Below are 26,354 nucleotides of genomic sequence, written 5' to 3'. Positions count from 1 at the left end.
CAGTAACCCACAGAGCTTCGTTTTCTACATTTCTTCACAATCTGGATCCGTAATTTTGAGAGCACGGTGAGCGCGCCAATGTCATCAGCCCCGATCAGCGAACACGAGACCAAACCGGCCCTATCTGCCGCAAAGCCGCGTCCTGCCCTACCCGAGCCGGAGAAACCGCAAGGTTCCGGCTTGAAGAAGTGGTTTATTTTGCTGGTGATTGCCCTCGTAGTGGGGGCCGCCGTGTGGAAGATCCGGAAAAATACCGAGGAGCAGACGGCCCAGGGGCAGAAGATGTCGGCAATGGCTGACCGTGCGACCCCGGTCCAGACAGTCAAAGTCCAGCAGAAGACGATGCCTATCTATCTGACGGCGCTGGGGACTGTGACCGCCTACAACACGGTAACCCTTAAATCCCGCGTGGACGGCCAACTGATCCGCGTCAATGTACGGGAAGGACAGCGGGTAAAGCAGGGCGAGCTGTTGGCGGAGATCGATCCTGCCCCCTATATGGCAGCGCTTGCCCAGGCCCAGGGGCAACTGGCCCGCGATCAGGCTCAGCATGTCAACGATCAGGCGCAGTCGAGCCGCTACAGCGCGCTCTTTGAAGCAGGGGTCGTCTCCCGTGAGAGCGCCCAGGCCCAGGAGGCGCTGGCCGGACAGTCCAGTGGGGCGATTCAGGCCGACCAGGCAGCGATCCAGGCTGCAAAGGTCAATGTGAACTACACGAAAATCACCTCACCGATCAACGGCGTAGTGGGCCTGCGGCAGGTGGATCCAGGCAACATCGTGCATGCCTCCGACACCAACGGGCTGCTCGTGGTCACACAGCTGGAACCAATCAGTGTCATCTTCACGCTTCCCGAGGATCACCTGCCCGAGGTGCTGGACCTGACCCGCAAGGGTACGAAGCTTGCTGTCGAGGCCTATGACCGTTCGGGCGTAACGCATCTCGCAACCGGAAGCGTTCTGACCGTCGACAACCAGATCGATACCACCACAGGCACTGTGAAGGTGAAGGCCGTCTTCGACAACAAAGACGGTGCCCTGTTCCCGAACCAGTTCGTCAATGTCCGGCTGGTGCTGCAGCAGAGGCCGAATGCGATCGTGGTTCCAACCGCTGCAATCCTGACTGGCTCCCAAGGCAACTATGTGTATCTGGTGAAGCCGGGCGATCCCCCGGCGGAACTGCAGGATCAGAATCCGCCAGCGTCGCAGCGTAAATCGAAGGCAGGCCGTACAGGCGCGGGCTCCGGACCGGCACAGAATCAACCACATTTTTACGTGGAGGCTCAGACCGTAAAGGTTGATTTGACGGAGGGAGCACAGGTGATTCTCTCCAGTGGCGTGAAGCCGGGCGATCCGGTGGTCATCGACGGGCAGGAGAAGCTTCGGAACGGCAGCCGCGTGATTCCACGCCAGGCGACGAATCCGAACGGACCGCGCGCGGTGAATCCGAATCGCGCGGATACTGGTGTCGGGGCAGACTCGGAGAAGCAGAGTAGCCCTGATCAGCCGCAAGGCCGCAAGGCTCGCCCGACGGGAGGCCAGCAGCCATGAGTCCATCACGGCCATTTATCCTCCGGCCGGTGGCCACCTCGCTTTTGATGGTGGCCATTTTGCTTGCCGGCTGGGTTGCCTATCTTCAGCTTCCGGTCTCAGCTCTGCCGCAGGTCGACTACCCGACCATTCAGGTGATGACGTTTTATCCCGGCGCAAGCCCGGAGGTGATGGCGTCTTCCGTCACGGCACCTCTGGAGCGCCAGTTCGGCCAGATTCCCGGCCTGACCCAGATGACCTCGACCAGCTCGGGCGGCGGCAGCGTGATTACGCTGCAGTTCGATCTTGCCGAGTCGATCGATGTGGCCCAGCAGGACGTGCAGGCGGCGATCAATGCGGCTTTCAGCTATCTGCCGAAGGACCTTCCCAATCCCCCGGTTTATAGCAAGGTAAATCCGGCGGATGCTCCGATTCTCACGCTGGCCCTGTCGAGCGATTCCCTGCCGCTGGTCAAAGTAGAGGACCTTGCCGACACGGTATTGGCGCAGAAGATCTCCCAGCTCACGGGCGTCGGCCTTGTCTCCATTAATGGTGGCCAGAAGCCTGCAGTCCGCATCCAGGCGAACCCGATGGCGATGGCCAATTACGGGTTGAGCCTTGAAGATCTGCGATCGGCTCTTGGAACCGCCAACGTCGATCAGGCTAAAGGAAACCTGAACGGGACCCACCAGGCTTACACGATCGGCGCCAACGACCAGCTGCTTTCGAGCGTGGACTACGCGAAGGTCATCATCGCTTATCGCAACGGCTCACCGGTGCGGCTCTCCGATGTGGCTAATGCCGTCGACAGTGCGGAGAATCTTTACCAGGCGGCGTGGATGGGCACCTCCGCTCGGCCGGCGGGGAAGGACGCCGACGGCAAGGATGTTCCCGCACGCGAGCTGAACCTGAAGCCCGCAGTCATCGTCAATATTCAGCGTCAGCCGGGAGCGAATATCATCGGCGTCGTCGATGAGGTGCAGAAGCTGCTGCCGCAACTCAGGACGACCCTTCCGGCCAGCGTAAACCTGGAGGTCCTGACCGACCGAACCAACACCATCCGGGCTTCGGTGAAAGACGTACAGTTCGAGCTGATGCTGACCATCGCGCTGGTCGTGATGGTGATCTTCCTCTTCCTGCGGTCTGTGGCGGCAACGATCATCCCTTCGGTTGCGGTGCCACTGTCGATCATCGGCACCTTCGGGGTGATGTACCTGCTGGGTTACAGCCTCAATAACCTGAGTCTGATGGCATTGACGATTTCGACCGGATTCGTCGTCGATGACGCCATCGTGATGATCGAAAACATCTCCCGCTATCTCGAGGAGGGTGACGATCCTCTGGAGGCAGCGCTCAAGGGCTCCGAGCAGATCGGCTTCACGATTCTCTCGCTGACGATCTCGCTGATCGCCGTGCTGATTCCGCTGCTGTTCATGGGGGATATTGTCGGCAGGCTGTTCCGCGAGTTCGCCGTGACGCTGTCGGTGACCATCCTGGTCTCCGCCGTCGTCTCGCTGACGCTGACGCCGATGATGTGCGCCAAGCTGCTGCGACACAAGCCAGAGAGCCAGCAGAGCGCTTTGTACCATAAGAGCGAGCAGTTCTTCGAGTACGTCATCGCCCAGTACGCCGTTGGGGTGCGCTGGGTGCTGCGCCACCAGACGCTCACGCTGCTTGTAACACTCGCCACCTTCATCCTGACGGTCTATCTGTACATTATTGTGCCGAAGGGCTTCTTCCCGGTGCAGGACACCGGGGTACTACTAGCCATCACCGAAGCTCCGCAAACAATCAGCTTCAAAGCGATGAGCACCCGGCAACAGCAGCTTGCCCGCGTGATTCTGGAAGATCCAGATGTGGAAAGCGTCTCGTCGTTTATTGGAATCGACGGAACGAATTCCACGCTTAATAGCGGGCGCATCCAGATCAACCTTCGCGACCGCGAAGTGCGAAACAATTCCGCGACCGAGGTGATCCAGCATCTGGGACCGAGACTCGCTCAGGTCGAAGGCATCCAGGCGTACCTGCAACCGCTGCAGGACCTGACTGTAGAAGATCGCGTGAGCCGCACCCAGTATCAATACACCCTGGAGGATGCGAACGCCGAGGAGCTGGCCACCGCCACGAACCGGATGGTCGAGAAGTTGAAGCAGGTTCCGGAGCTGACGGATGTAGCGAGCGATCAACAGCTGGAAGGGCTGGAAGCTCACCTTGTGATCGACCGCGACACGGCGTCAAGGCTAGGGATTACGCCGCAGAACATCGACGACACGCTGGACGACGCCTTCGGGCAGCGACAGGTCTCGACAATCTTTACCCAGCTGAACCAGTACCATGTCGTCCTTGAAGTGGATCCGAAGTTCCAACTGAACCCGCGAGCGCTGGACAATATCTATGTCAAGAGCTCGAACGGGACCCAGGTTCCCCTTTCGACGTTCACTCAATTTGAGGAACGGCGCGCGACGCTGGCGATCAATCACCAGGGGCAGTTTCCTGCGGTGACGATCTCCTTCAACCTGGCTCCGGGCAAATCGATCGGGGATGCGGTCGATGCCGTCAATAAGGCGAAGGCGGAGCTGAACCTGCCTCCGAGCGTCAATGCGGAGTTCCAGGGAACGGCTCGGGCCTTCGTGGCCTCCCTGAGCAATGAGCCCATCCTGATTCTTGCGGCCCTGATCGTCGTGTATATCGTTCTGGGCGTGCTGTACGAGAGCTATATCCACCCCATCACGATCCTGTCGACGCTTCCTTCGGCCGGCGTCGGAGCGATTCTGGCTCTGCTGATCTTCCACGTCAACCTCAGCGTGATCGCGCTGATCGGTATCATCCTTCTAATCGGCATCGTGAAGAAGAACGCCATCATGATGATCGACTTCGCCCTCGAAGCCGAGCGCGAGCACAACATGGAGCCGGAAGAGGCTATCTACCAGGCCTGCCTGCTGCGCTTCCGTCCCATCATGATGACGACGATGGCGGCCCTGCTGGGCGGCGTGCCACTGGCGATGGGTACCGGAACCGGAAGCGAACTCCGCCGTCCGCTGGGTATCGCGATTGTCGGTGGCCTGATCGTCTCGCAGGTTTTGACCTTGTATACCACCCCGGTCGTCTATCTGTTCTTTGACCGGATCGGGCGGAAGTATCTGCACACGGCGGAGGCGGATGCCGAATTCCGTGAGCATGAACATGCGGTGAGCGCCGACTGATGGAACCACGCAACGACGATCGCGATCTGATGAAGGCCCGCAAAGACGCGGCAAAGATGCCGAAGGGGGCAGACGTCCACTTTTCTGCGCCCTTCATTAAACGCCCTGTGGCGACGACGCTGCTCTCGATCGCGGTGATTCTGGCGGGAGCGGTGGCTTACAACATGCTTCCGGTAGCGAGTCTTCCTCAGATCGAGTTCCCCACAATATCCATAGGCGCGGGGCTGCCGGGAGCAGATCCGGAGACGGTGGCCTCCGCGATCGTGACTCCCCTTGAGCGACAGTTTGCAAGGATCGCAGGCATCAATGAGATGACCTCCAGCTCAGGGCTGGGAAATGGCTCTATTGTTCTGCAGTTCGACTTAAGCCGCGATATCAATGGGGCGGCGCGCGATGTGCAAGCAGCAATCAATGCGGCACGCAGTCAGCTTCCTTCAAACCTTCCACAGAATCCTTCCTACCGGAAGATCAACCCCGCCGATTCGCCGATCCTGATCCTTGCACTGACCTCCGACACACTGTCGGTACCTCAAATCTATGACGCCTGCGATAGCATTCTGGCGCAGAAGATCGCTCAGGTAGAAGGCGTTGGCCAGACGTTCTGCGGCGGCAGCGCGAAGCCTGCGGTGCGTATCGAGGCCAATCCTACACAACTCTCGAACTATGGTCTGGGCCTGGAGGCACTACGCGGCGCGATTGGGACCGTCAATGTGAACCAGCCGAAGGGCTATCTGCAGAACGATACCCGGCGATGGAGCATCAGCACGACGGACCAGTTGTTTGGATCAGCCGCCTATGCTCCGCTGATCGTTGCAACCGATCGTGGCCCCGTAAGCTCGGCAGCGGCGTCGAATGGTCTTCCAGTCTCTCTTCAGAGCGCAATCAGTAGCTCGACAGCGACTTCGCCGGCATCCACCACAACGGCACAGCCTGCAACTTCGAGTGCAAGCCCTGCCGCGGCAGCGCATGGAATTGTGCGTATCCAAGATGTTGCGCAGGTGATTGATTCCGTCGAAGACATCCATACGGGTGGCTTCTTCAACGGGAAACCTGCCATCCTGGTGATTGTTTTCAAGACTTCCACCGCAAATGTCATTGATACGGTAGACAACGTCATGAAGCTGTTGCCTTCGCTTCAGGCGGCTATACCACCTTCGGTGCAGCTCCATGTGGCTCTCGACCGGACCACCACGATCAGGGCTTCCATCAAAGATGTGACACGAACGCTTGTTATCTCCGTCCTGCTGGTTATTCTGGTGGTTTTTCTGTTCCTGCGAGAGGTTCCCGCGACGTTGATTCCAAGTGTTTCGGTTCCACTAAGCCTGTTGGGGACCTGCGGGGTCATGTATCTATTGGGCTATACGCTGGATAACCTGAGCTTGATGGCGTTGACGATCTCGACCGGGTTCGTAGTGGATGACGCGATTGTCGTAATCGAAAACATCTCACGCCACCTGGAGAGCGGCAAGTCTCCGTTCCAGGCAGCAATGGACGGTTCCAGAGAGATTGGCTTCACGGTGATTTCGATGAGCACCTCGTTGATCGCGGTGTTCATTCCCATCCTGCTGATGGGCGGAATCGTCGGCAGGCTCTTCCGCGAGTTCGCGGTGACGTTGTCTGCGGCCATCATGGTTTCGCTGGTGGTTTCGCTGACCACGACTCCGATGCTGAGCGCGAAGTTCCTGCAAGCACATGACAAACGCAAGCATGGACTCTTCTATCGGTGGGGAGAGCGGGCCTTAAACTGGCTTACTGAAGAATACGAACTCGGCCTGAAGTGGGTGCTTCGGCATCAGGGACTGGTGCTCACGATTACGCTCGTGACCTTCGCTCTGAATATCTACCTCTATGTTTTGATTCCGAAGGGCTTCTTTCCACAGCAGGATACGGGACGTATCGGCGGCATGATTCGCGGGCAGCAAGATATCTCGTTTGATGCGATGAAGCCAAAGGTTGCTCAGCTGGCTGCAATCGTTCAGCAGGATCCAGGTGTCGAGAACGTGATGTCGTTCGTGGGCGGTGGAGGCCCCGGAGGCGGCGGATCGAACTCGGGCAATATGTTCGTATCGCTAAAGGCAGATGAGCAGCGACTGAAGCGCGGCGACGGCGCTGAAGTGATCATCAATCGGCTTCGGTCCAAAACGTCCGGCGTTCCGGGAGCTACGCTCTATTTACAGTCAAATCAGGAGCTGCGGATTGGCGGGCGCGGATCGGCAACCCAGTATCAGTACTCTTTGACCGCGGACAATCTAAAAGATCTGGACGAGTGGTCTCCCAAGCTGATGGCGGCGATGCAGAAGCTGCCGGAGCTGAAAGACGTCGCCACCGACCAGCAGGACCAGGGACTGCGGGCACAACTGGTAATCGATCGTGATACCGCATCGCGGCTGGGAGTTTCGCCGCTGACCATCGACTCGACGCTTTCGGATGCGTTCGGACAGCGGCAGGTTTCGACGACCTATCGTCCGCTGAATCAGTACCACGTGGTGATGGAAGTCGCGCCGGAGTACCAGCGCAATCCGGACTCGCTCAAGAACATTTATGTGAAGAGCACGACTGGGGCGATGGTTCCTCTATCGGCGATCACGCATTTCGAATCACAGCGCATTCCGTTGACGGTCAATCACCAGTCGCAGTCTCCAGCGACCACGCTGAGCTTCAACCTGACTCCCGGGGTTTCGCTGAGCCAGGCTACTGTGGCCATCGAGCAGGCCCGCGTCAACATTGGAATGCCCTCAACGATTCAAGGCGGGTTCCAGGGTACGGCACAGGCTTTTCAGGCTTCTCTGTCGAGCGAGCCTATCCTGATCCTGCTGGCGCTGGTTGCCGTCTATATCGTGCTGGGAATGCTGTATGAGAGCTTCATCCATCCTCTGACGATCCTTTCCACGTTACCTTCCGCAGGCGTGGGAGCGATCGTTGCCCTGCTCCTGTTCAATGTGGAGTTGAGCGTGATCGCGATGATCGGCATCATCCTCTTAATCGGCATCGTGAAGAAGAACGCGATTATGATGATCGACTTCGCCCTGGCAGCCGAGAGACTGGAGGGGAAGGCGCCGGAAGAGGCGATCTATCAAGCCTGCCTGCTGCGTTTCCGCCCGATCATGATGACCACCATGGCCGCGCTGCTGGGCGGACTGCCGCTGGCCCTGGGACAGGGGACGGGGAGCGAGCTGCGGAGGCCGCTGGGCATCACCATTGTCGGAGGCCTAATCGTTTCCCAGTGCCTTACGCTGTTTACGACTCCAGTGGTTTATCTCTTCTTCGACCGGCTGCGGCTACGATTCAAGAAGGCGGCGGCATCGACGCAAAAGAAGCCCGTCGCGCATGCCCAGACCGTTGCCGGAGACTAGAGCAGATTTCGGGGCTGGTTTATTCCAGCCCCGATTCTCGTTTGCAGTTGCGGCGCAGAAATACACGCCATTCGACTTCACTCTGGGCAGGCTTACGGCTCAGAAATGAGTCTTGTGCGCCAGTTCCTTATTTGACCCGGACGAATGAGGGTTCGCTAACGCTATAGCCTTCCTCGGAGTCCGATGTGGGACTCGTCTGAAACTTGCTGGGACCCGATGGGAAATAAGCATTGGCGAAGTACTGGCTGAGCATGCGCTGCGTATTGAAGAAGGTTCCGTTGATGCCTATACAGTGCTGCCGAATGCGTGCCCAGGCGTTGGGATTCGCCCAAAGCGGAGCGACGACCCTTTCCAGTTTGTTGTACAGACTGTTGGCCTCGATCTCCTCTGTCTCGCCATTTTCAATGGCCCAGCCAGTCGTGTTTTCAGCACACCCTTCAATCCACCAGCCATCCAGGATGGAGAGCGAGGGGACACCGTTGAGAGCGGCCTTCATACCCGAGGTTCCAGAGGCTTCATAGGGACGGCGTGGAGTGTTGACCCAGACGTCGACGCCCTGGGTGAGAAGAGCTCCAAGTTCCCAGTCGTAGTTTTCAATGTAATAAATCTTGAGAAACTCAGAGTTAAGTTTGACCGCCGCAGAGAACACATCGCGAATCAAAGCCTTGGCGGCGTTGTCAGCAGGATGAGCCTTGCCGGCATAGAGAATTTGAAGGCCACCGATTTTTTCAGCCAATGAGCAGAGACGTTCCGGATCCTGGAGGAGAAGACCGGCGCGCTTATAGGTGGCAACACGACGCGCGAAACCCAGGGTAAGGACCGAGGGATTGAAGTAATGACCGGTGCGGTTGGCCAGCCAGGCGAAGAGGCGCTGTTTGCTCTCGAGATGACAGGCCGAGATGCGAGCGGGATCGATGCCATAGATGGAGCGGAAGTAGCGGTTATCGGTGCGCCAGGCTGGGATCTCGGAGTCGAGAAGCTCCTGGAATGCCGGAGCCATCCAGGTAGCGGCGTGAACGCCGTTGGTAATGGAATGAACCTTATACTCCGGAAACATGTACTGGGAGACCTTGCCGTGTTGCATCGCTACGCCATTGACATAGCGGGAGAGGCAGAGGGCGAGATAGGTCATGTTGAGCAGGCCATTGTGAAGGCCTCCGGCGGCCTCGATGGCAGCACCGCGATCATGACCGAGAACCTGATTCATCTGATCGAGGCCAAACTGGTCGTGCCCGGCTGGAACCGGTGTGTGCGTGGTAAAGACACACTGCTGGCGGATGGCCTCTCTATCGGCATCGGTGGCCTCGCTTAGGGAGCGGCCGTTGACACGCTCTTCGAGCAGGCCGATGGTGAGCAAGGAGGCGTGACCTTCATTCATATGGTAGACCTCGGGCTTGACACCGAGTGCCTGAAGAAGCGCGATGCCGCCAAGGCCGAGAATGGCCTCCTGGCAGAGGCGGTAGTATGTATCGCCGCCATAAAGATGGTCGGTCAGCTTGCGGTCCCAAGGATCGTTTCCTTCGATATCACTGTCTAGCAGGAAGACGGGGACGATGTGGCCCGTGGTTCCGATTACGTCATATCGCCAGGCGCGAAGCTGGATCTGCCGGTCCTGTATGTTGAGGGTGAAGGTATGACCAGCGGACGGAAGGCGCTCCGGGGACCAGGGGACATCGGCTTCTGTCTGCTGTCCAACATCCGAAAGCTGTTGCCGAAAGTATCCTCGACGGTAAACCAGAGAGATCGCGATCATCGGAGCCGATGTATCGGCAGCGGATCGCAGTGTGTCGCCAGCCAGCATCCCGAGTCCGCCGCTATAGGTGGGTATCTGTGGGGAAAGAGCGATCTCCATCGAAAAATACGCGATGGTGCGATTGGAAAGATCGAAGTCGGCGGACGGGGTAGCTTCGCTAATGTTCATGCAGTAGAGATCCTCTTTTATGACCGGAGGCGTGATACCGGATCGTCTGGGTTTCCGGCACTTTAATGACCTGCGGCGTAAAGGCGGATCCAGGCGCGCTTTGCGAGAGTTTATCAAACTGGCACGTGCCCAACTGTGCAATACGGGGGCATCTCGACTGGTTCAGCTGGGGGATTGACAGGTTCTTCACGAAAATAGCGAAAAGTTTTGCCGCAAACCAAGCTAATAGAGCAACTTCCACCAAGCTGCTTCAAAGTGACGATTTCAACGTTGCAGCCGTGGCTTCATCAAGACGCTGCCAGATTCGGTCCATCCATTCCAGATGTTCGGGCTTCATCATGACAGAGCGCAGGCAGGTAACGTCGCCTGAGCTTTGACCGGGGAAAGTAGCGGGCGGGAAAAAGCGCAGAGGAAGTGTGGCCAGCGCGAGGTGGAGATTGAGGCGGGCGGCCTCGTCGAAGACTCGTTTTGCCAGCGCGGAAGAAGCTTCTGGGGTTTGCTCCGGACTGCGCACCGCATAGAAGACGATATCCAATTGCGGCGGCGTATTGGGGGCGAAGAAACGCGGATCGGCCGCGATGCGGCGATTGAACTTGAGAGCAGCCTCACGACCGGTGCTGATGTTTTTGGCGAACTGCCCATCGCGGGTATAGGGGAGCAGTCGCTGGGTTGCCCAGAGGGCTACGGCAGAGGCGCCAGCGCGGGAGCATTCGAGGGAGATCTCGCCAAGGTGGAGGTCTTTGGAGGTGAAGTAGGTGTAGGGGGAGCCGTGTTTATAGAAGCGGCCGATGCTGGGGTCGCGGAAGAGGACGGCTCCGCAGCCGTAGGGCTGGAGGCCGTGCTTGTGCGGATCGACGACGATGGAGTCGGCGTGGGAGATGAGGTCGAAGGCGGCGCGGGCTTCAGCGCCGAGATTGTTGGCGAGCGTGAAGTAACCGCCGTATGCGGAGTCGATATGGATACGGAAGTTGTACTTCTTCTGGAGCTCGAGGATCTGGGGGAGCGGATCGACGGCTCCTACAGCAGTCGTGCCTAAGGTTGCGACGACGGTGCCGATGTCATTGGCCTGGAGGGCCTGTTCGAGGGCCTGCATATCCATTCGGCCGGTGCGGTCGGAGGGAATTTCGGTAAAGGGCAGGCCGAGGACACTGCTGATGCGGGTGTGGGTGTAGTGAGCCTGGTCGGAGGCGGCGATACCGCGGCCAGGGAGAGTTTGTCCGGAGACCCACAGAGCTTCGAGGTTGGCAAAGGTTCCGCTGGAGGAGAGGTGGCCAAGATGTTGCGTAAAGCCGAACATCTTCGCGAGCTCGGCTACGGTTTCGAGCTCCATGGCGGAGCTGGCGCGGCCTCCATCAAGGGCATGGTTGTTGGGATTAACCGCCATCGTGAGCGCGTATGCGGCCCGGGCGATGGGATGCGGCGGCTTGAGCATTTGCCCGGCGTAGAGAGGGTGCCCATACGGGTAGTTATCGTGAAGACGGGTGGCCGCTTCATTAAGGATGGCCGCCGCCTCGCTCCCGAGTGGAGAAGACGGTGCAGGCGGGAGATCGGAGAAGCCAGCGTCTAGCTGATGCTGGGCCTCGCTGAGGAGCGCGAAGAGCTCGTCGGTGGGATGGGCAGTCGGTGGCATGGGGTAAGGACGTCTCTAGAGATCCTGAGTGATGAAGCCAAACTTGAGGGCATAGCCGATCGCGACTGCGAGGAGGAAGGCAACGACGGTCCACGTGGTGTCGCACATGCGCCGGCGAATAGCCTGAACTACAAGGATGGCGAAGAAGACTCCAAGACTGAGAAGGAGGCCGTCGGGAATGAAGTAGCGCGTGGATCCAGGAGCGAGGGCAGTGGTGGCCCAATGCAGATTAAAAGGGTGCAGGAAGCTACCGACCGCGAAGACGGCCAGAAAGAGCAGGAACTGGGCGAAGGTAGAGAGGGCTTTCTTCATGGGGTGTGATGTGGTGAAGACTGTTCGAGTTAGTTCATCTTAGCGGCTGGATCGAGAATGTGGATGGTGTGCAGCCAGGTTTCAACCAACGCAGGCCAATGGGTGACGGGAAGCGCCGACGGGCGGAGGCCATAGCCGTGGCCACCTTCGGCGTAGACGTGTAGCTCTGCTGGAACTTTCAACTGCTTGAGGGCCTGGAAGTACACCAACACATTTTCCTCGTGGACGGGGTCGTCCTCGGCCTGGAGGAGGAAGGTTGGCGGAGTGTCTGCAGAGGGGTCGATGCCGCGGGAGAGCTGGGTGAGCGCTGGAGGCTCAGCAAGGTAACCAGGGTAAATAGCGACTACAAAATTCGGACGGGCGCTGACAGCCGCTTCCGCAGTTGGTTCGTCGGGGCGTTTGAAGTCAGAGTGATTGCCGAGAACAACGACAAGATGACCTCCTGCCGAAAAGCCGAGGACTCCTATACGCTGAGGATCGAGGTGCCACTCGGTGGCATGGGAGCGGGTGATGCGCATAGCCTGCTGCGCGTCTTCAAGGTCGGAGGTGGTATCGGGATAGCGCTTTTCCATGGGAACGCGGTATTTAACCAGTGCGCAGTTCACATGAATAGAGTTGAGCCAGGTGCAGACTTCCGTGCCTTCGAGATCGTAGGCGAGGATACGATAGCCTCCGCCGGGGAAGACCACAACAGTGGCGCCGTTACTCTTGGGGGCCGGATAGAAAGCAAGGGTTGGCTTGCTGATGTTGGTCAGGTGCTGGAGAGGCTTACCTTCGACGAGGCGATCGGTCGTTTTGGTGATGTCCGTTTCGGGATCACCGCTGTAGGATTCGGGATTGCCATTGGGCCATAAAGGAAGAGTCGTTTGCTGGGCATGGAGCGGCAGGACAAGAAAAGCGAGAGTGAGGAGATGAAGGATTCGCACGGCAACATATTACCCGGTGCCCTGCTTCACTCGCGCTTTCGGGAGAGGAATAGATACTGGGTTCGAGATTTTGAAGATCGGCCCGGGGACGGTCAAGACCTGAGCCCGACCGACCACCGAGCCGCGATTGTAAAGGGTTAACCCGCTGTCTGCTGACCGAGGAATTGCTTGGCCTTGCCTACCTCAGCGTCCCACATTTTGAGTTGATCTGGGTTGAAGAAGTTCACGGCGCGCTGACGGATCTCATCACGGCGGCTGGACACTTCTTTGGCGATGTCAGAACGCGAGATTCCGGGGTGCTCTGCCATATAGTCGCCCAACTTTCCACGAGCAGCCTGAAAAGCAGTTTGCAGCTTTTCCTGCTGTTCAGGGGTGAGGTGCAGATCCGATGCGAATCTCTTCACTTCGGTAACGACTTGCTCACGTTGTTCTTGAGTCAGATTCATCACATACTCCTATTCCCGTCTGATCGAGCGATGCTGAAAACACGGACTGGAATTGTGCAGATTGGATGGCCTCTGAAAAGCCCGGATTCGATCGAGGGGAGGGTTCGTTCATCCTGAGTGAGCACGTCCACGAACGACGTACACAGATGAAGACAAGTCGTGAACGGTTCAGGTACTACAGGCGGGGGCCGATGTCATCGAACCGTTCCTTACTCAGATGACAGGCGAACTATAGGCCTAGGGGGACGTTGTTGGCAATGGGCTGTCAGTGCGTTTTGGCGGATCAAATAAGATGGATTCGCCTCAACAATTATTGTGTTCTAGACACACGTCTTACCGGGTTTTAGATCCAGAAAGGATCTAAAACCCCGAAACTTTTCCACAAATCTGCGGCTAGCGGACGTTGGATTCAAAGAGCTGGTAGCGATGTTCGAGTTGCCATTGCTCGGAGGCTTTTTCGTTAGCTTGCAAAAAAACAGCACACTTTGATGTGGGCTTGTCTGAACCGAGCGGTTGAGAGGCGCATGCAGGATTTACAGAGGTGAATTGATCAGGCCCAGTCCAGAGGCTGGTTCCGGGGAGGAAGCTGTGCTCGAGGGAGGTGCGGGCCATGCGCTTGAGATCGAGATAGCTGAGGTGGAAGTCGAGGACGGCCCGCGCGTATTCATGCGTGATGTCGATGCGGGAGACTCCTTCGTCATCGGTTGAGAGTGCGACAGGAACATCCGCAGAGCGATAGAGGGGCAACGGGTGCCACTGCTTCTCGACTCCGAGAATGACAGCGTTTGAAGTGAGATTGATTTCGGTCATGATGTGGCGTGTGGCCATCTCCTTAAGAAGATCCTGTGGATGGTCCTCGTACATGACGTCAACGCCGTGACCGATGCGCTCGGCGTGACCAAGCTCCACGGCCTCGCGGATGTGAAAGCGGAGACCATCGGGAGGAACGAGCCCGGGAGCGATTTCGCCGGCGTGAAGGGTGATGTGTACACGCGGGTAGACGCTGTGCAGGTAGTCAAGCATCAGCATCTGGCGGTGGTATTCGAACATCGAGAGGTAGCCATCTTCAGGCATGACAAAGTTGATGCCGATGACGCGGGGATGGCCCGAATCGAGTTCAGCCTGGATGGTCTCAAAGCCGAGCAGGGTCTGCGCAAAAACCTGCTGTGGCGGGAAACCGCGGAGAATCTGATAGAGAAAGCGGATCTTTACAGTACAGGCTCGTGTCGCAGCGGGAGCGTCACACCGCTCGATACGATTGCGAGCATCGAGGGCGTCGGAGAATTCCTTGCGATCTGCGGCAGCCATGTCGCGAATGCCGCCGGCGAGAAGCTGGTCGCGGAGCCTGGCTAGATCGGCATGAGAGGTACCTGTAGCATCGCCGGTGCGATTGGAGGCGGGGTCGGCCGGGGTCGTCGGCCACGGAATGGAGTAGCCGAGCTTTGCGGCAGCGAGAAAATCCGGGGTATGCATGACCTCGAGATATTGCTCGTTCTGAGCAGCAGCGCGGCTGGCAACTTCGTCAAGCCATTCTCCGATGTGATTGTGGCTTATGGCGCCAAACCGGGCGAAGGTGGCGAAGAATTGATCATGCCCGCTCACCCCCGCGCTTGGAACAAAGCTGCGCATGGAGAAGTCATCGACGAGCGTGTCATAGAGGACCTGGTCTTTAAGAGCATCTTCAGCGCGACGGTTCCCTTCTCCGCAGACGGGTTGAGGCGGCATGCTGCGCGTGGTTGCGGATGGCTTGAACAGGCGACGGGTCGCAGGACTATAGCAGAGTCCATCGGAGGTGGCGTCCCGGATAAAACTCTCTGCATAGACGGCCCCGGTAAGATGCATATGAAGATCGCCACCTTTCGGCATCTCGGCGAGAAACGCGGTCAGCTGCAATGGATTCTGGGCGGCTCCATCGAAGGCTCGGATGACACGTTGCTCTGAGGCAGAGGATGCAGCAGCCGCAGGGCGAGTAGTAGATCGAGTCTGCGCATGGGAAGCGGCGAGAAGACAAAGCGACAAAGGAAGAGCCAGACGTATGGGGGAACGAAACATAAGATGTCCTTGATTTTAAGAGAAAGGATAACTCTTGCCACTAAAGAAACTTATGAGTTTGGAGAGAAGGGCCCGGGGTTGCTATACTTGATCTGCGTTTGAGTTGCTGGCTGCGCCGGCAACGAAGCTCCCTTGAAAAGGCTGATGCGACAGACGTACGCCCGGGCGTTCTTGGCGATCCCCGATGAGGCGTTTTGCTTGATTGCCAAGGCCAGATAGCTCAGTGGTAGAGCGCGGCCCTGAAAAGGCCGGCGTCGGCGGTTCGATCCCGTCTCTGGCCACCACTTAGAATCAATAACTTGCAAGGCCGAGACGACCCCCTCCCTATTCGGTAGGCTATCTTGCGTTCGTCGAAGAATGAGCGACACCAGCCGTTCAAGATTTGGGCCATCCACAATCTTGCCCAATTCCGCGTGGCCGTTAGTCAACGGTGCTGTCATCGCCTCTTCCCCAAAGAACGACTACAGATCGCGGTCCAGTCCGATAGGTGAAGGCTGGAACTGCAGGAGCTTTCTGCCAGTCGACAATGTCCTGGGGAGAATCCAAAGAGGTGTCGATCCATCGGTGCCACAGTCTTGCATCGCAATTGCGGGGGGAAGGCAATTCAAATTCAAGAGGCTCCCAGTAGGCATTGAATATGAAGTAGATGAGGAGATTTTCGCTTGTAAGATGAGCACCGAACGCGATGCTGTGTGAATAACTGCTCCAGTCCGGTTCGTTGAGTTTCACCCCATGCCAGCCTTTGCTCGCCCCCGCGATTCGCTGCGCCAAGGTCATCCTCTGCTGCTCTGGCGCAACATCTCGCAACAGTCGTCTCGCGATGAGCAATTGTACGAACCGACGTACATCTGCGTGCTTTTCAAGCTGCGTCCAATCAAACCAGGAAATCTCGCTGTCCTGGCAATAGGCGTTGTTGTTTCCTTGTTGTGTCCGCCGGACTTCATCCCCCATCCCAATCATGGGCATACCTAGCGAGAGCAGAGTGATCGTCAGGAAGTTCTTTACCTGCCTGTTTCGCAGCCTCTCAATCGCGGGATCATCGTTCGGCCCCTCGAAGCCGCAGTTCCAACTCCGGTTATCGTCCCCGCCATCGCGGTTGTCTTCACGGTTGGCTTCATTATGTTTCCCGTTAAAAGACACGAGGTCGTTGAGTGTAAAGCCGTCATGACATGTTACGAAATTGACACTTTGTTCGGCTTCGCGTTTTTTGTGTTCGTAAATCTCATGGCTACCCAGGAACCGATCAGCAAAGCGCCACACGGAGCCCTCTTCGCCACGCAGGAAGCTCCGGGTCTCATCACGAAAGCGTCCATTCCATTCTTTCCAGGCATCTCCGATAAAGCTACCAACTTGATAGAGTCCAGCCGCATCCCAGGCTTCAGCGATCATCTTCGCTCCGGCAAGTACCGGATCCGACTCTATGTCCCACAGAACAGGAGGATCGGACATGAGAGCACCGCTCGAATCGCGCGCGAGGATGGACGCCAGATCGAAGCGGAACCCATCCACGTGCATCTCTTCGACCCAGTAGCGGAGGCTGTCAACAATCATGCGCCGGACGGTGGGATTATTAGCATTGAGCGTGTTCCCGGTGCCACTAAAGTTAGCGTAGCGCGAGCGGTCGTTTTCAAGCACGTAGTAGGCACTGTTATCGATTCCACGAAAACAGAGTGTAGGCCCATTGTGATCACCCTCCGCTGTGTGATTGAAGACAACGTCGAGGATGACTTCGATCCCTGCTCGATGGAAAGCCTTGACCATGTCACGGAACTCATCGATCGGTCCGAGAGGATCCTGACGCGAGCTGTAGGCACAGTGCGGGGCGAAGAAACAGATCGGAGCGTAACCCCAGTAATTAACGAGTCCGGGTGGGCAATCCTGGGCGTCGAATTGGAAGACCGGAAGAAGTTCCACGGCGGTAATCCCGAGTTCCTGAAGATACGGGATCTTATCCATGAGCCCACGATAGGTTCCGCGAGTCTCTTCGGAGACGCCTGAGCTGGGATGGCGTGTGAAGCCCCGCACTTGCAACTCGTAGACAATTGTCTGTGTCGAGGGTCGACTGAGTGGTTTGTCACCCTGCCAGTCGTAGGTTCCCGGATCGACTACAACGCTCTTCATCGCAGTTGCTGTATTGTCCCCTTGTTTGCACGCGGCGTTCCGGTCGTAGTTCCTGGGAATGATTACTCCGCGACCGTATGGATCAAGAAGGATCTTGGCTGGATCAAAGCGCAGACCATTCGCCGGATCAAGTGGTCCCTGGATTCGATATGCGTAGATCTGTCCTGCACCTACGCCTGGCACAAATACATGCCAGTAATGATAGGTGCGATTGATGGCGGGATCGATGGAGATGGAACGGGCAGGCTTCGCATCGTCCTCTCGGTCGAAAAGCAGCAGTTCAATCGCCGTGGCCCCGCGGGAAAAGATGCTGAAGTTCACACCCTTATCAGAGACTGTTGCGCCGAGGGGAGCGGCTCTCCCAATTGCTCGAGTTTCGTGACTGAAATGCGAGGTGCGAGGCGACGAAATCGTGGCCATAGGCATGGTGCTCCTCTGTTCAGCAACAGCTCCCTCCTCATTTGCCTTCACGTTCTGTAGATCGAAGCCGCCTGATCAGAAGGCTTTGAGTCCCTCAGCGTGAAATTGCATGCGGGCTCTTTCCACCATTTCGACGCTTGGAGGCTGAACGTCGTCGAGAGTGTAGTTGTATTTCAGTTCCTTCCATTTGAATCGGCCCATCTGATGAAAGGGCAGGACGTCAACTCGCTCCACGTTCCTCAGGCCCGCAGAAAACGCCGCAATTTGAGAGATATCCTCATCCCGGTCTGTCAGTCCGGGGACCAGTACGAAGCGTAGCCAGATCGGCTTTCTGCAGTATGCCAACCTGCGCGCGAAATCCAGAACTGGACCGATATCCATTCCGGTAAGGCGACGATGGCGCTCTGGATCCCACCCTTTAATATCCAACAACACCAGGTCAATTTGCTCCAACTCTGCATTGGTGAGACGGCTACCGAGCGCACCGTTGGTGTCTAGCGCCGTATGAATCCCCATCGATTTCGCGGCGGTAAGAAGCTTGATGGCAAAACGGTCTTGCAGGAGAGGTTCACCACCGCTCAAGGTAAATCCGCCCGACATTATTTTCAGGCCATGACGATATTTTCGTAGCTCCTCTGTGGCGTGGGCCAATGTCACGGGAATGCCGTTGCTAAGAGTCCAAGTGTCGGGATTATGGCAATAGAGGCAACGAAACTGGCAACCCGTCGTCCATCCCACAAGGCGTACCCCTGGCCCATCGACGGTCGAACCTGTGGTGAATGAATGAAGGAAACCTATATCACCTGTAGCCAGTGCCGTCCGCACGTCCGACTCAGGCATGCCTTCGCCCAGGTTAACCCGCAGATCAAAGGGGCTCTTCGCCTCTAACGGAACAAGTTGTTTCATTTCACTCACGATGACTCCTACGCGCCGTGGAAGGTACGGTTGATTACATCCATCTGCTGTTCACGAGTGAGGCGAACGAAGTTCACGGCATATCCTGAGACGCGGATCGTCAGGTTCGGGTACTTCTCCGGATGATCCATAGCATCCATAAGGGTGTCGCGATTCAACACATTCACGTTCATGTGGTAACCCGTAACGCCGAAGAAGGCGTCGAGCATACCTCGCAAATTTGTAACCCGGTCCTCTGCAACTCTTCCGAGTCCCCCCGGGACCAACGTGGAAGTGAGAGAGATGCCATCGGCGGCATCACGGAACGGAATTTTGGCAACCGAAGCAGCCGAGGCGTGAATACCATGCGTGTCGCGCCCATGCATCGGATTAGCTCCCGGCGCGAACGGCTCGCCTTGACGCCTTCCATCAGGGGTGTTCCCGGTGCTCTTGCCGTACACGACATTCGAGGTGATGGTCAGGATCGATTGGGTGTGAACGGCATTCCGATAGGTGGGATATTTCCGCAGCTTGCTCATGAAGGTGCTGACAAGCCAGGAAGCGATTTCATCGACTCGATTATCGTTATTGCCGAACTGAGGAAAATCGCCCTCAATTTGATAGTCGGTCACAAGCCCGGTTTTATCCCGAATGACGCGGACTTTTGCATATCGGATTGCAGAGAGGCTATCGGCAACGACAGACATACCGGCCATGCCGAAGGCCATGGTCCGCAAGGGAGCATAATCATGAAGTGCCATTTCAAGACGCTCATAAGCGTACTTGTCGTGCATGTAGTGAATGATGTTCATGGCGTTGACATAGACGCCGGCCAGCCATCCCATCATCTTCTCGAACCTGTCTACTACGTCGTCGAAGTCAAGGTACTCGTACGCAACGGCAACGGTAGTCGGCCCCACCTGCTCCCCTGTAATTTCGTCCCTGCCACCGTTGATGGCATACAGGAGGCACTTGGCCAGATTCGCTCGCGCGCCGAAGAACTGCATTTGCTTTCCCAGAAGCATCGGTGACACGCAACAAGCGACGGCTCCGTCATCCCCCAGCGAGCGGCGCATGATTTCGTCGCTTTCGAATTGAATGGAGCTTGTGTCTATGGCCACCTTCGTTGCGAAACTGCGAAACTCTTCGGGCAGTCGCGGGGAATACCAGATGGTCAGATTGGGTTCCGGTGCGGGACCGAGGTTGTAAAGGGTCTGAAGAAACCGGAAGCTGGTCTTGGTTACGAGGGGTCGGCCGTCGTCTCCCATGCCGGCGATCGATTCGGTGACCCACGTCGGATCGCCTGCGAAAAGATCATCGTATTCCGGCGTTCGAAGGAATCGAACAATGCGCAGCTTGATAACGAAGTCGTCGACAATCTCCTGGACTTGCGACTCACTAATCTGACCAGTTGCTAAATCCCGTTGAAAATAGATGTCCAGGAAAGTGGATGTCCGCCCCAAAGACATGGCAGCTCCGTTTTGCTCTTTGACAGCAGCGAGGTAGCCGAAATAAAGCCACTGTACGGCCTCATGCGCGTTTTTGGCCGGACCGGAGATATCAAACCCATAGCTTAACGCCATCTGTTTCAGCTCGCTCAGAGAACGAATCTGTTCACTAAGCTCCTCGCGGTCGCGGATGATGTCGTCGGTCGACATTGCCGAATCGAGACGGCGCTTCTCCTCTGTTTTTTCCTCGATGAGCCGTTCCACGCCATACAACGCCACTCGGCGGTAGTCGCCGATAATTCGGCCCCGACCGTATGCATCAGGGAGACCGGTGAGGATGTGAGATTTGCGACACCGTCTTACGTCCGCGGTGTAAGCATCAAAGACCCCTTCGTTGTGCGTCTTCCGGTACTTCGAGAAGATCTCGGCGACGTTTGGATCCGGCGTGTACCCGTAGGCTTTGAGGGCACTCAGGACCATGCGGAAGCCCCCGTTCGGCATAATAGCCCGTTTCAGGGGCGCCTCGGTTTGCAAGCCGACGATGACTTCGTTCTCTCGATCGATGTAGCCGGGCCCATGGGCTGTGATCGAACTAGGAATTTGAGAGATGTCCAGCACGCCTTTTTTGCGTTCCTCCACAAAGAGCTGGTTCAATCGATTCCAAAGCTTCTTGGTCCGCTCTGTTGTGGGTGCTAGGAAGGACTGATCTCCCTCGTAGGGCTCGTAGTTCTGCTGAATGAAATCACGAACATTGATTTCCCTCTGCCAGAAACCCTCCTTGAATCCCTGCCATGGAGCTGTTGTTGCTGCGATTTCGTGCGATACGGTAGTAGCCATTTCGGTTCTCCTTGTATCCGTAGCGAGGACGCTTTATCTCAATCCAAGTAACGTCCCCGTATGCCGCGCGATCATGAGTTCTTCGTTCGTTGGGATCACCCATACTGAGACCTTGCTTTGCCGAGTGGAGATTCGCGGACCACCTGAGGTATTTGCCTTTTCGTCGATCGCGAGGCCTAACCATGAACTTGCCTCGCAGATGCGGCGCCTGATTTCGGCAGAGTTCTCTCCGATGCCGGCAGTGAACACAACGCCGTCAATGCCGCCCAGCACCGCGGTCAGGGCTCCGATCTCTTTGGCAGCGCGGTAGACGAAGTAATCCACTGCGAGGAGGGCGCCTGGTTCGCTACTGCCAAGTAGTTCGCGCATGTCGCTGCTGATAGCCGAAATACCAAGCAGGCCAGATTTCTTGTAGAGGATCGACTCCACCTCTTTTGCGGACAAACCCAGTACCTGAAAGAGATACAGCACGACACCAGGATCGAGCGCGCCCGGCCTCGTCCCCATGCAAAGTCCACCCAGCGCGGTGAAGCCGAGTGTGTTGTCGATGCTCTTCCCCTCACTTAGCGCGCAAAGACTGGCACCGCTTCCGAGATGGGCAATGATGACGTGACCACGTGCGATCTCCGGCGCCACGTCGGGCAGAACGGAGGCGATGTATTCGTAGGACAAACCGTGAAACCCATACTGCCGCAGGCCTGACTCGCACAGCTCCTTCGGCAGTGGAACGAGGTCCGCAACTCGCGGGTGCGAACGGTGAAAGCTCGTGTCGAAGCAGGCAACCTGCGGGACACCGGGTAGGCGTTCGAAGGCCGTTTCGATAGCGGCCAGATTGTACGGCTGGTGCAAAGGGGCTAGAGGAATCAGCTCATGAAGCTCGGCCAGAATCTCCGGGGTCACAATCGTCGGACCGGAGAAGCGCGCCCCACCATGAACAACACGGTGGCCAACGCCTAGCACACGCCCTCCACCATACCTGGCCCGAAGCCAGACGGTAAGCACATTCAGCGCAGACCGCCCGTCGGAGACTGGCTCAGTCAAATAGTCATCCACGAGCTCGTCGTTGTGGGCGCCTTTTGCGCGAAACCGTGGTGCTACTCCGAAGCCTTCAATCTGGCCCCGCACCTCCAAGCTCCATCTTGCAGGATCAGCAAGCCGGTACACACAGAACTTCAGGCTCGATGAGCCTGCGTTAAGAACGAGAGCGAAATCGTTTGCCACAGTACCCTCACCGCGCCATTCGCGCGTGAGCCACCATCATGGCGACTGCGCAACTGGCAATTCGGGACCGCACACTGTCGGCCCGGCTCGTGAGAATCACAGGCACTCTTGCGCCAAGGACCATGCCTGCGCTGTCTGCCCTGGCGAGGAAGCTGAGTTGCTTTGCGAGTATGTTGCCGGCCTCGAGATCGGGTGCTAAAAGAATGTCTGGATCGCCAGCCACATCGGAGTGGATTCCCTTCGTCTCCGCAGCCTGCTTGCTGATCGCGTTGTCAAACGCCAGAGGTCCATCCAGAATTCCGCCGGTGATCTGTCTTCGCTCAGCCATCTTGCAAAGTGCGGCTGCATCAACGGTGGCTGGCATCTTCGACGTTACGGTTTCGACCGCGGCGAGTATCGCAACTTTAGGTTTTTCGCGCCCCAGTGCGATAGCCAAATCGATGGCGTTCTGGCAAATGTCCACCTTATCTTCCAATGCAGGAGCGATGTTGATTGCGCCGTCCGTGACGATCAGCACCTTGTGATAAGTGGGAACATCCATGATGAACGCGTGGCTGATACGACGGCCCGTGCGCAAGCCGGTTTCGCGGGCTACAATCGCCGACATCAGCTCGTCAGTATGCAGGCTGCCCTTCATGAGAATTTGCGCATTGCCGTTGCGAATGATCTCTACGGCCTTTGATGCGGAGGCATTACTGTGCGGAGTGTCTACGATTTGAAACTTACTGAGATCTATTCCCGACGCCTTCGCAATGTCAGTTATTTTCGCGACGGGCCCAACCAGAATCGGCACAATCAAGCCTTTTGCCGCCGCCTCGACTGCGCCGGCTAATGCCGAGGCCTCACATGGATGCGCCACAGCAGTTGGCACCGGAGCTAAATTCTTGCACCGGAGAAGCAACTGCTCGTATTTTCCCGACCCGGTCTCTTGACTCATTCGGCACCTACCCATCCCTTCGACGGCCAATATTTGGTCGCAGGTCCGGTTTCCTTTAGCAGAAAAGAGAGCAGGATCGCAGCACCGACGCCGAACAAGAGCGGCAGAAAAGCCGCCTGGTAATGCGCGAGTTCCGGTCGCTCCGCGCCGGCGGAGATGTGCTGAAGGAGCCATCCAAAGACCGGCCCGAGCAAAGCGCTAAAGGTGAAATTCAGAAAATTGATTACTCCTGTCGCCGTACCGCCGAACTGTGGAGGATTCGCTTCCTTAATCACGGTGTATGGCAACATCGCGGCGCCCGAAGCGAGTCCGGCAACCAGGCCGATTGAGTATGGGGGAAAGACATCGGTCGGACCGAAGAGGATCCATACCAGGCAGACCAGAAGTACTAACGCGCCTGCGATGATCACCGGCTTCCGTCGCCCTATACGGTCCGAAATAAAACCAAGAAGGGGACAGCCAATTATCCATCCCAGTGGGACGGTTGCAGAACGCATCACTGCAGAGCCATAGTCGAAGCCGTGGGCTTCTTGTAGGTAGCGGACGCCCCAAATCATGTCGAAGATTGTGGTGGGGATGAACAGAAACCCCGCGATTAAACCACACAAAATCGATTGCGGGTTTTTGAATACGGCGCTGAAAGCTGTGGCCGTGCTCTTCAACCAGTTGTCAGATCTTTTGGTTCGCTCGTCCTTTGGCAGAAGAACAAAGAGAACGGCGCCAATCGCCAGACCAACGATACCCATTCCGATCCACAAGACCTTCCAGCTAAAGCCTCTACTGATCAACGGGCCAACCGCGAACTGTCCAGCCGATCCGCCAGCCATGCCGAACATTTGAGTCGCACCAATCAATGTCGCCGCTCGGGATGCCGGAAAGTTCTCAGTCGCGATATAAACTGCGCCCACCAGCGCAAAGACACCTCCCGCACCTTGAAGCAGTCTTCCAACGCTCGCAGCCTCTCTGCTTCCCAAACCGAATAGCAGGGCGCCAATACCAACCGCTGCAGCAGCAATCGGGAGCACTTTTTTCGGTCCGAGACGGTCCATGGCCGCACCTGCGACGAGACTGAAGGGTGAATACCCGTAGTAAAACAGCCCTACCATGGAAGCAACACCGAGCGAACTGAGGCCGAAGGCTTCCGACAACTGTGGCATCATAACGGATGGTGCCGAACGGAGCACGTATTGATAGAAGTAATAGATCGCCGTCAGCATCCACGCGACGGCAGCCATCTTAAGACTCTTATCGGTCTCGAGACCGCTCCCCGAATGTGCAGTTCGCTCCGACATGTAGGTCCTCTAAGTTTGACCTTGCTGTTCGTGTCCCGCATGGCGTTGGCGTAACGTTGAGTTCTATAGTCTGGCTCAATCAGCAGAGGGTTACGGAGAGCGCAAGTCCGGCTTCACTGGTTTCCTTGTACTTACTGTTCATGTCTTTGGCGGTTTGAGCCATGGCCGTTATGGTCTGGTCCAAGCCAATTCTGTGTCTGGATTCGATTTCATTACTGGCAATGGCCCACGCTGTCCAGGCCTTGACAGCACCGAATGCGCATCTCTCGATGCATGGGACCTGCACAAATCCTGCGACAGGATCACAGGTCATTCCCAGATGATGCTCCAGTGCCGACTCAGCCGCGTTTTCTAAGACGCGGGGAGAGGAATCGTATGCCGCCGCGATCAACGCTGCGGCCATCGCCGATGCCACGCCAATCTCGGCCTGGCAGCCGCCCTCGGCAGCAGATAGCGTGGCGTTGTGCTTGCAGAGGTACCCGATACCGGCCGCTGCGAGCATCCCCTGGCGAATCTTGTCTTGGGAAAGTTTGCGTCCACCTTCACCTAGTCCATAAACAATGGCGGGAAGAACACCGGCTGAACCACCTGTCGGGGCGGTGACTACCAGGTGTCCGCGCCCGTTTTCCTCCGATCCTGCGAGAGCATACGCCGCCAGAGCGCCAATTCCGCGGTCCGACTGGAACGAGTCATCCTGAGCACGTTTGTAAACGGTGGAGGCTTTGGAGTGAAGCTTGATGGGCCCGGGTAAGACGTCGTCCGATATGCTGAGCCCTGATTTCACGATTGCCACCATTGCGCCCGTGATCTTGTCGATGAAGGTGTAAACTTCCTCTTCACTTCTGCCCGGAATCGACATCTCATTTGCCAGAATCACTTGCGGAATCGTTAGATTGTTTTGTTCGGCGTGTTGCCGCAATTCCTTCATCGTTGCGAACGGGTACTTCGGCGGGTTCTTGGTAGGAGGGGTATATCCTTTCCATTCGATGAACCCACCACCCACCGAGTAATACTCCTGCTCGAGAAGAACCTTGTCTCCGCTCATGAGCATCACCCTCATTGTGTTTGGGTGTGGAAAGTCACCTTTCGTCGAGTCGAAGATAATGTCCTTGAGCGAGACGTCCACTGATTTTGAACCGAGCTTCACTGGAAACGTCTGGTCAGGTTTGTCGCGCATACTGTCGAGAAACAAGGGATCAACCGTTGCGGGTTCTTTTCCAATTAGCCCTGCGAGCGATGCACGCTCAGTTCCGTGTCCCTTCCCAGTAGCACTCAGGCTGCCGTACAAATGAACTTTGAGCGCTGTCGCGTTATCGAGTTCAGCCGGTGGGAGTTTCGTACAACGTTGATAGAAGTCGTACGTGATCCTCATGGGACCGATCGTGTGGGAGCTCGATGGGCCAGGCCCCACCTTGTAGAACTCATCGAGGACAGTCAGCACAGGTCCTTTTTGCTCCTTCACGACATATAAGCTAGGAGAAAGCGGTGGGTCAGGCGGCCCTCCCGAAACACCCTTCGGTTCTTGACTCACTGGTATCTGTGCTGACGCTTTGCGCCCTGTGATGATCCCCATGGCGCCGACCATTGCGCTTCGCATCATAAAGGCTCGGCGATCCACACCCGACGGTACCTCCCGCGTGATCAGGCTCTCCAGAGAAGAACTGAGTGGGTCTTTCCCGTTGGCTTCTGAGAGTCGATTGTCTGACTTGTTTGACATGTCGGATACCTTCCTTTCGAAGCAACGAAGACATCTCTCCGCGTGCGCGCACCGCTGTATTTGTCTGATCAGCCTGACAGAATCGATTGATTTCCGA

Annotated in this window: 16 protein-coding genes and 1 tRNA gene; 4 read left to right on the top strand and 13 right to left on the bottom strand. The window is 57.1% G+C overall.

Annotated elements, in window-relative coordinates:
- Positions 1-78 precede the first annotated feature (78 nt).
- Genes AC5S26_RS07360 through AC5S26_RS07350 form a run of 3 tightly spaced genes read left to right on the top strand, consistent with a single transcriptional unit; the run spans position 79 to position 8,083 of the window.
- Positions 79-1,548 carry an efflux RND transporter periplasmic adaptor subunit gene (locus tag AC5S26_RS07360; protein ID WP_494184199.1) on the top strand — a complete coding sequence of 490 codons (1,470 nt, stop codon included), beginning with the start codon at positions 79-81 and terminating at the stop codon, positions 1,546-1,548.
- Complete coding sequence (locus AC5S26_RS07355) at positions 1,545-4,730, top strand: multidrug efflux RND transporter permease subunit (RefSeq protein WP_494184198.1); 3,186 nt, start codon at positions 1,545-1,547, stop codon at positions 4,728-4,730. The genes AC5S26_RS07360 and AC5S26_RS07355 overlap by 4 nt, the downstream gene beginning before the upstream one ends.
- 56 nt (positions 4,731-4,786) lie before the next feature.
- Entirely contained in the window at positions 4,787-8,083 is a 3,297-nt protein-coding gene (locus tag AC5S26_RS07350) for an efflux RND transporter permease subunit (RefSeq protein ID WP_494184616.1), read from the top strand.
- A 127-nt stretch (positions 8,084-8,210) separates the two neighbouring features.
- On the opposite strand, the gene glgP is transcribed toward AC5S26_RS07350, so the two are convergent.
- From glgP to AC5S26_RS07320, 6 genes are all read right to left on the bottom strand, one after another.
- Positions 8,211-10,004: an alpha-glucan family phosphorylase gene (gene glgP / locus AC5S26_RS07345; protein ID WP_494184197.1), complete on the bottom strand. Its 1,794-nt coding sequence runs from the start codon at positions 10,002-10,004 to the stop codon at positions 8,211-8,213.
- A 250-nt stretch (positions 10,005-10,254) separates the two neighbouring features.
- On the bottom strand, positions 10,255-11,634 hold the full coding sequence (locus AC5S26_RS07340) for a pyridoxal phosphate-dependent decarboxylase family protein (RefSeq protein ID WP_494184196.1): 1,380 nt from the start codon (positions 11,632-11,634) through the stop codon (positions 10,255-10,257).
- 15 nt (positions 11,635-11,649) lie between these two features.
- Complete coding sequence (locus AC5S26_RS07335) at positions 11,650-11,946, bottom strand: hypothetical protein (protein ID WP_494184195.1); 297 nt, start codon at positions 11,944-11,946, stop codon at positions 11,650-11,652.
- Between the two features lie 29 nt (positions 11,947-11,975).
- Positions 11,976-12,872, bottom strand: coding sequence for an alpha/beta hydrolase (locus AC5S26_RS07330; protein ID WP_494184194.1), 897 nt, complete (start codon positions 12,870-12,872; stop codon positions 11,976-11,978).
- A gap of 137 nt (positions 12,873-13,009) precedes the next feature.
- Positions 13,010-13,318 (bottom strand): hypothetical protein, encoded by a 309-nt coding sequence (locus tag AC5S26_RS07325; protein ID WP_494184615.1) that lies wholly within the window; start codon positions 13,316-13,318, stop codon positions 13,010-13,012.
- A gap of 393 nt (positions 13,319-13,711) precedes the next feature.
- Positions 13,712-15,370 carry an adenosine deaminase family protein gene (locus AC5S26_RS07320; RefSeq protein WP_494184193.1) on the bottom strand — a complete coding sequence of 553 codons (1,659 nt, stop codon included), beginning with the start codon at positions 15,368-15,370 and terminating at the stop codon, positions 13,712-13,714.
- 209 nt (positions 15,371-15,579) lie between these two features.
- Between AC5S26_RS07320 and AC5S26_RS07315 the strand changes: the two genes are divergently transcribed.
- Positions 15,580-15,654 (top strand) — tRNA-Phe (locus AC5S26_RS07315).
- Positions 15,655-15,790: 136 nt separating this feature from the next.
- Here AC5S26_RS07315 and glgX read toward each other — a convergent pair.
- The 7 genes from glgX to AC5S26_RS07280 all read right to left on the bottom strand — a co-directional run bounded on the left by glgX (position 15,791) and on the right by AC5S26_RS07280 (position 26,257).
- The gene (gene glgX / locus AC5S26_RS07310) at positions 15,791-17,911 is read right to left on the bottom strand and encodes a glycogen debranching protein GlgX (RefSeq protein WP_494184192.1); all 2,121 of its coding nucleotides are present in this window, start codon (positions 17,909-17,911) and stop codon (positions 15,791-15,793) included.
- Positions 17,912-17,986: 75 nt separating this feature from the next.
- Positions 17,987-18,817 (bottom strand): pyruvate formate-lyase-activating protein, encoded by an 831-nt coding sequence (gene pflA, locus AC5S26_RS07305; protein WP_494184191.1) that lies wholly within the window; start codon positions 18,815-18,817, stop codon positions 17,987-17,989.
- 17 nt (positions 18,818-18,834) lie between these two features.
- Entirely contained in the window at positions 18,835-21,090 is a 2,256-nt protein-coding gene (gene pflB, locus AC5S26_RS07300; protein WP_494184190.1) for a formate C-acetyltransferase, read from the bottom strand.
- Between the two features lie 33 nt (positions 21,091-21,123).
- Entirely contained in the window at positions 21,124-22,311 is a 1,188-nt protein-coding gene (locus AC5S26_RS07295) for an acetate/propionate family kinase (RefSeq protein ID WP_494184189.1), read from the bottom strand.
- Between the two features lie 7 nt (positions 22,312-22,318).
- Positions 22,319-23,248 carry a phosphate acetyltransferase gene (locus AC5S26_RS07290; RefSeq protein ID WP_494184188.1) on the bottom strand — a complete coding sequence of 310 codons (930 nt, stop codon included), beginning with the start codon at positions 23,246-23,248 and terminating at the stop codon, positions 22,319-22,321.
- Positions 23,245-24,540, bottom strand: coding sequence for an MFS transporter (locus tag AC5S26_RS07285; RefSeq protein WP_494184187.1), 1,296 nt, complete (start codon positions 24,538-24,540; stop codon positions 23,245-23,247). The genes AC5S26_RS07290 and AC5S26_RS07285 overlap by 4 nt, the downstream gene beginning before the upstream one ends.
- Positions 24,541-24,619: 79 nt before the next feature.
- Positions 24,620-26,257 carry an L-serine ammonia-lyase gene (locus tag AC5S26_RS07280; RefSeq protein ID WP_494184186.1) on the bottom strand — a complete coding sequence of 546 codons (1,638 nt, stop codon included), beginning with the start codon at positions 26,255-26,257 and terminating at the stop codon, positions 24,620-24,622.
- Positions 26,258-26,354: the final 97 nt, after the last annotated feature.

It is taken from the genome of Edaphobacter sp. FHG110511_03 (assembly GCF_059115365.1).
The sequence above is the reverse complement of the archived record's forward strand: the minus strand, read 5'-3'. Positions and strand labels throughout refer to the sequence as shown.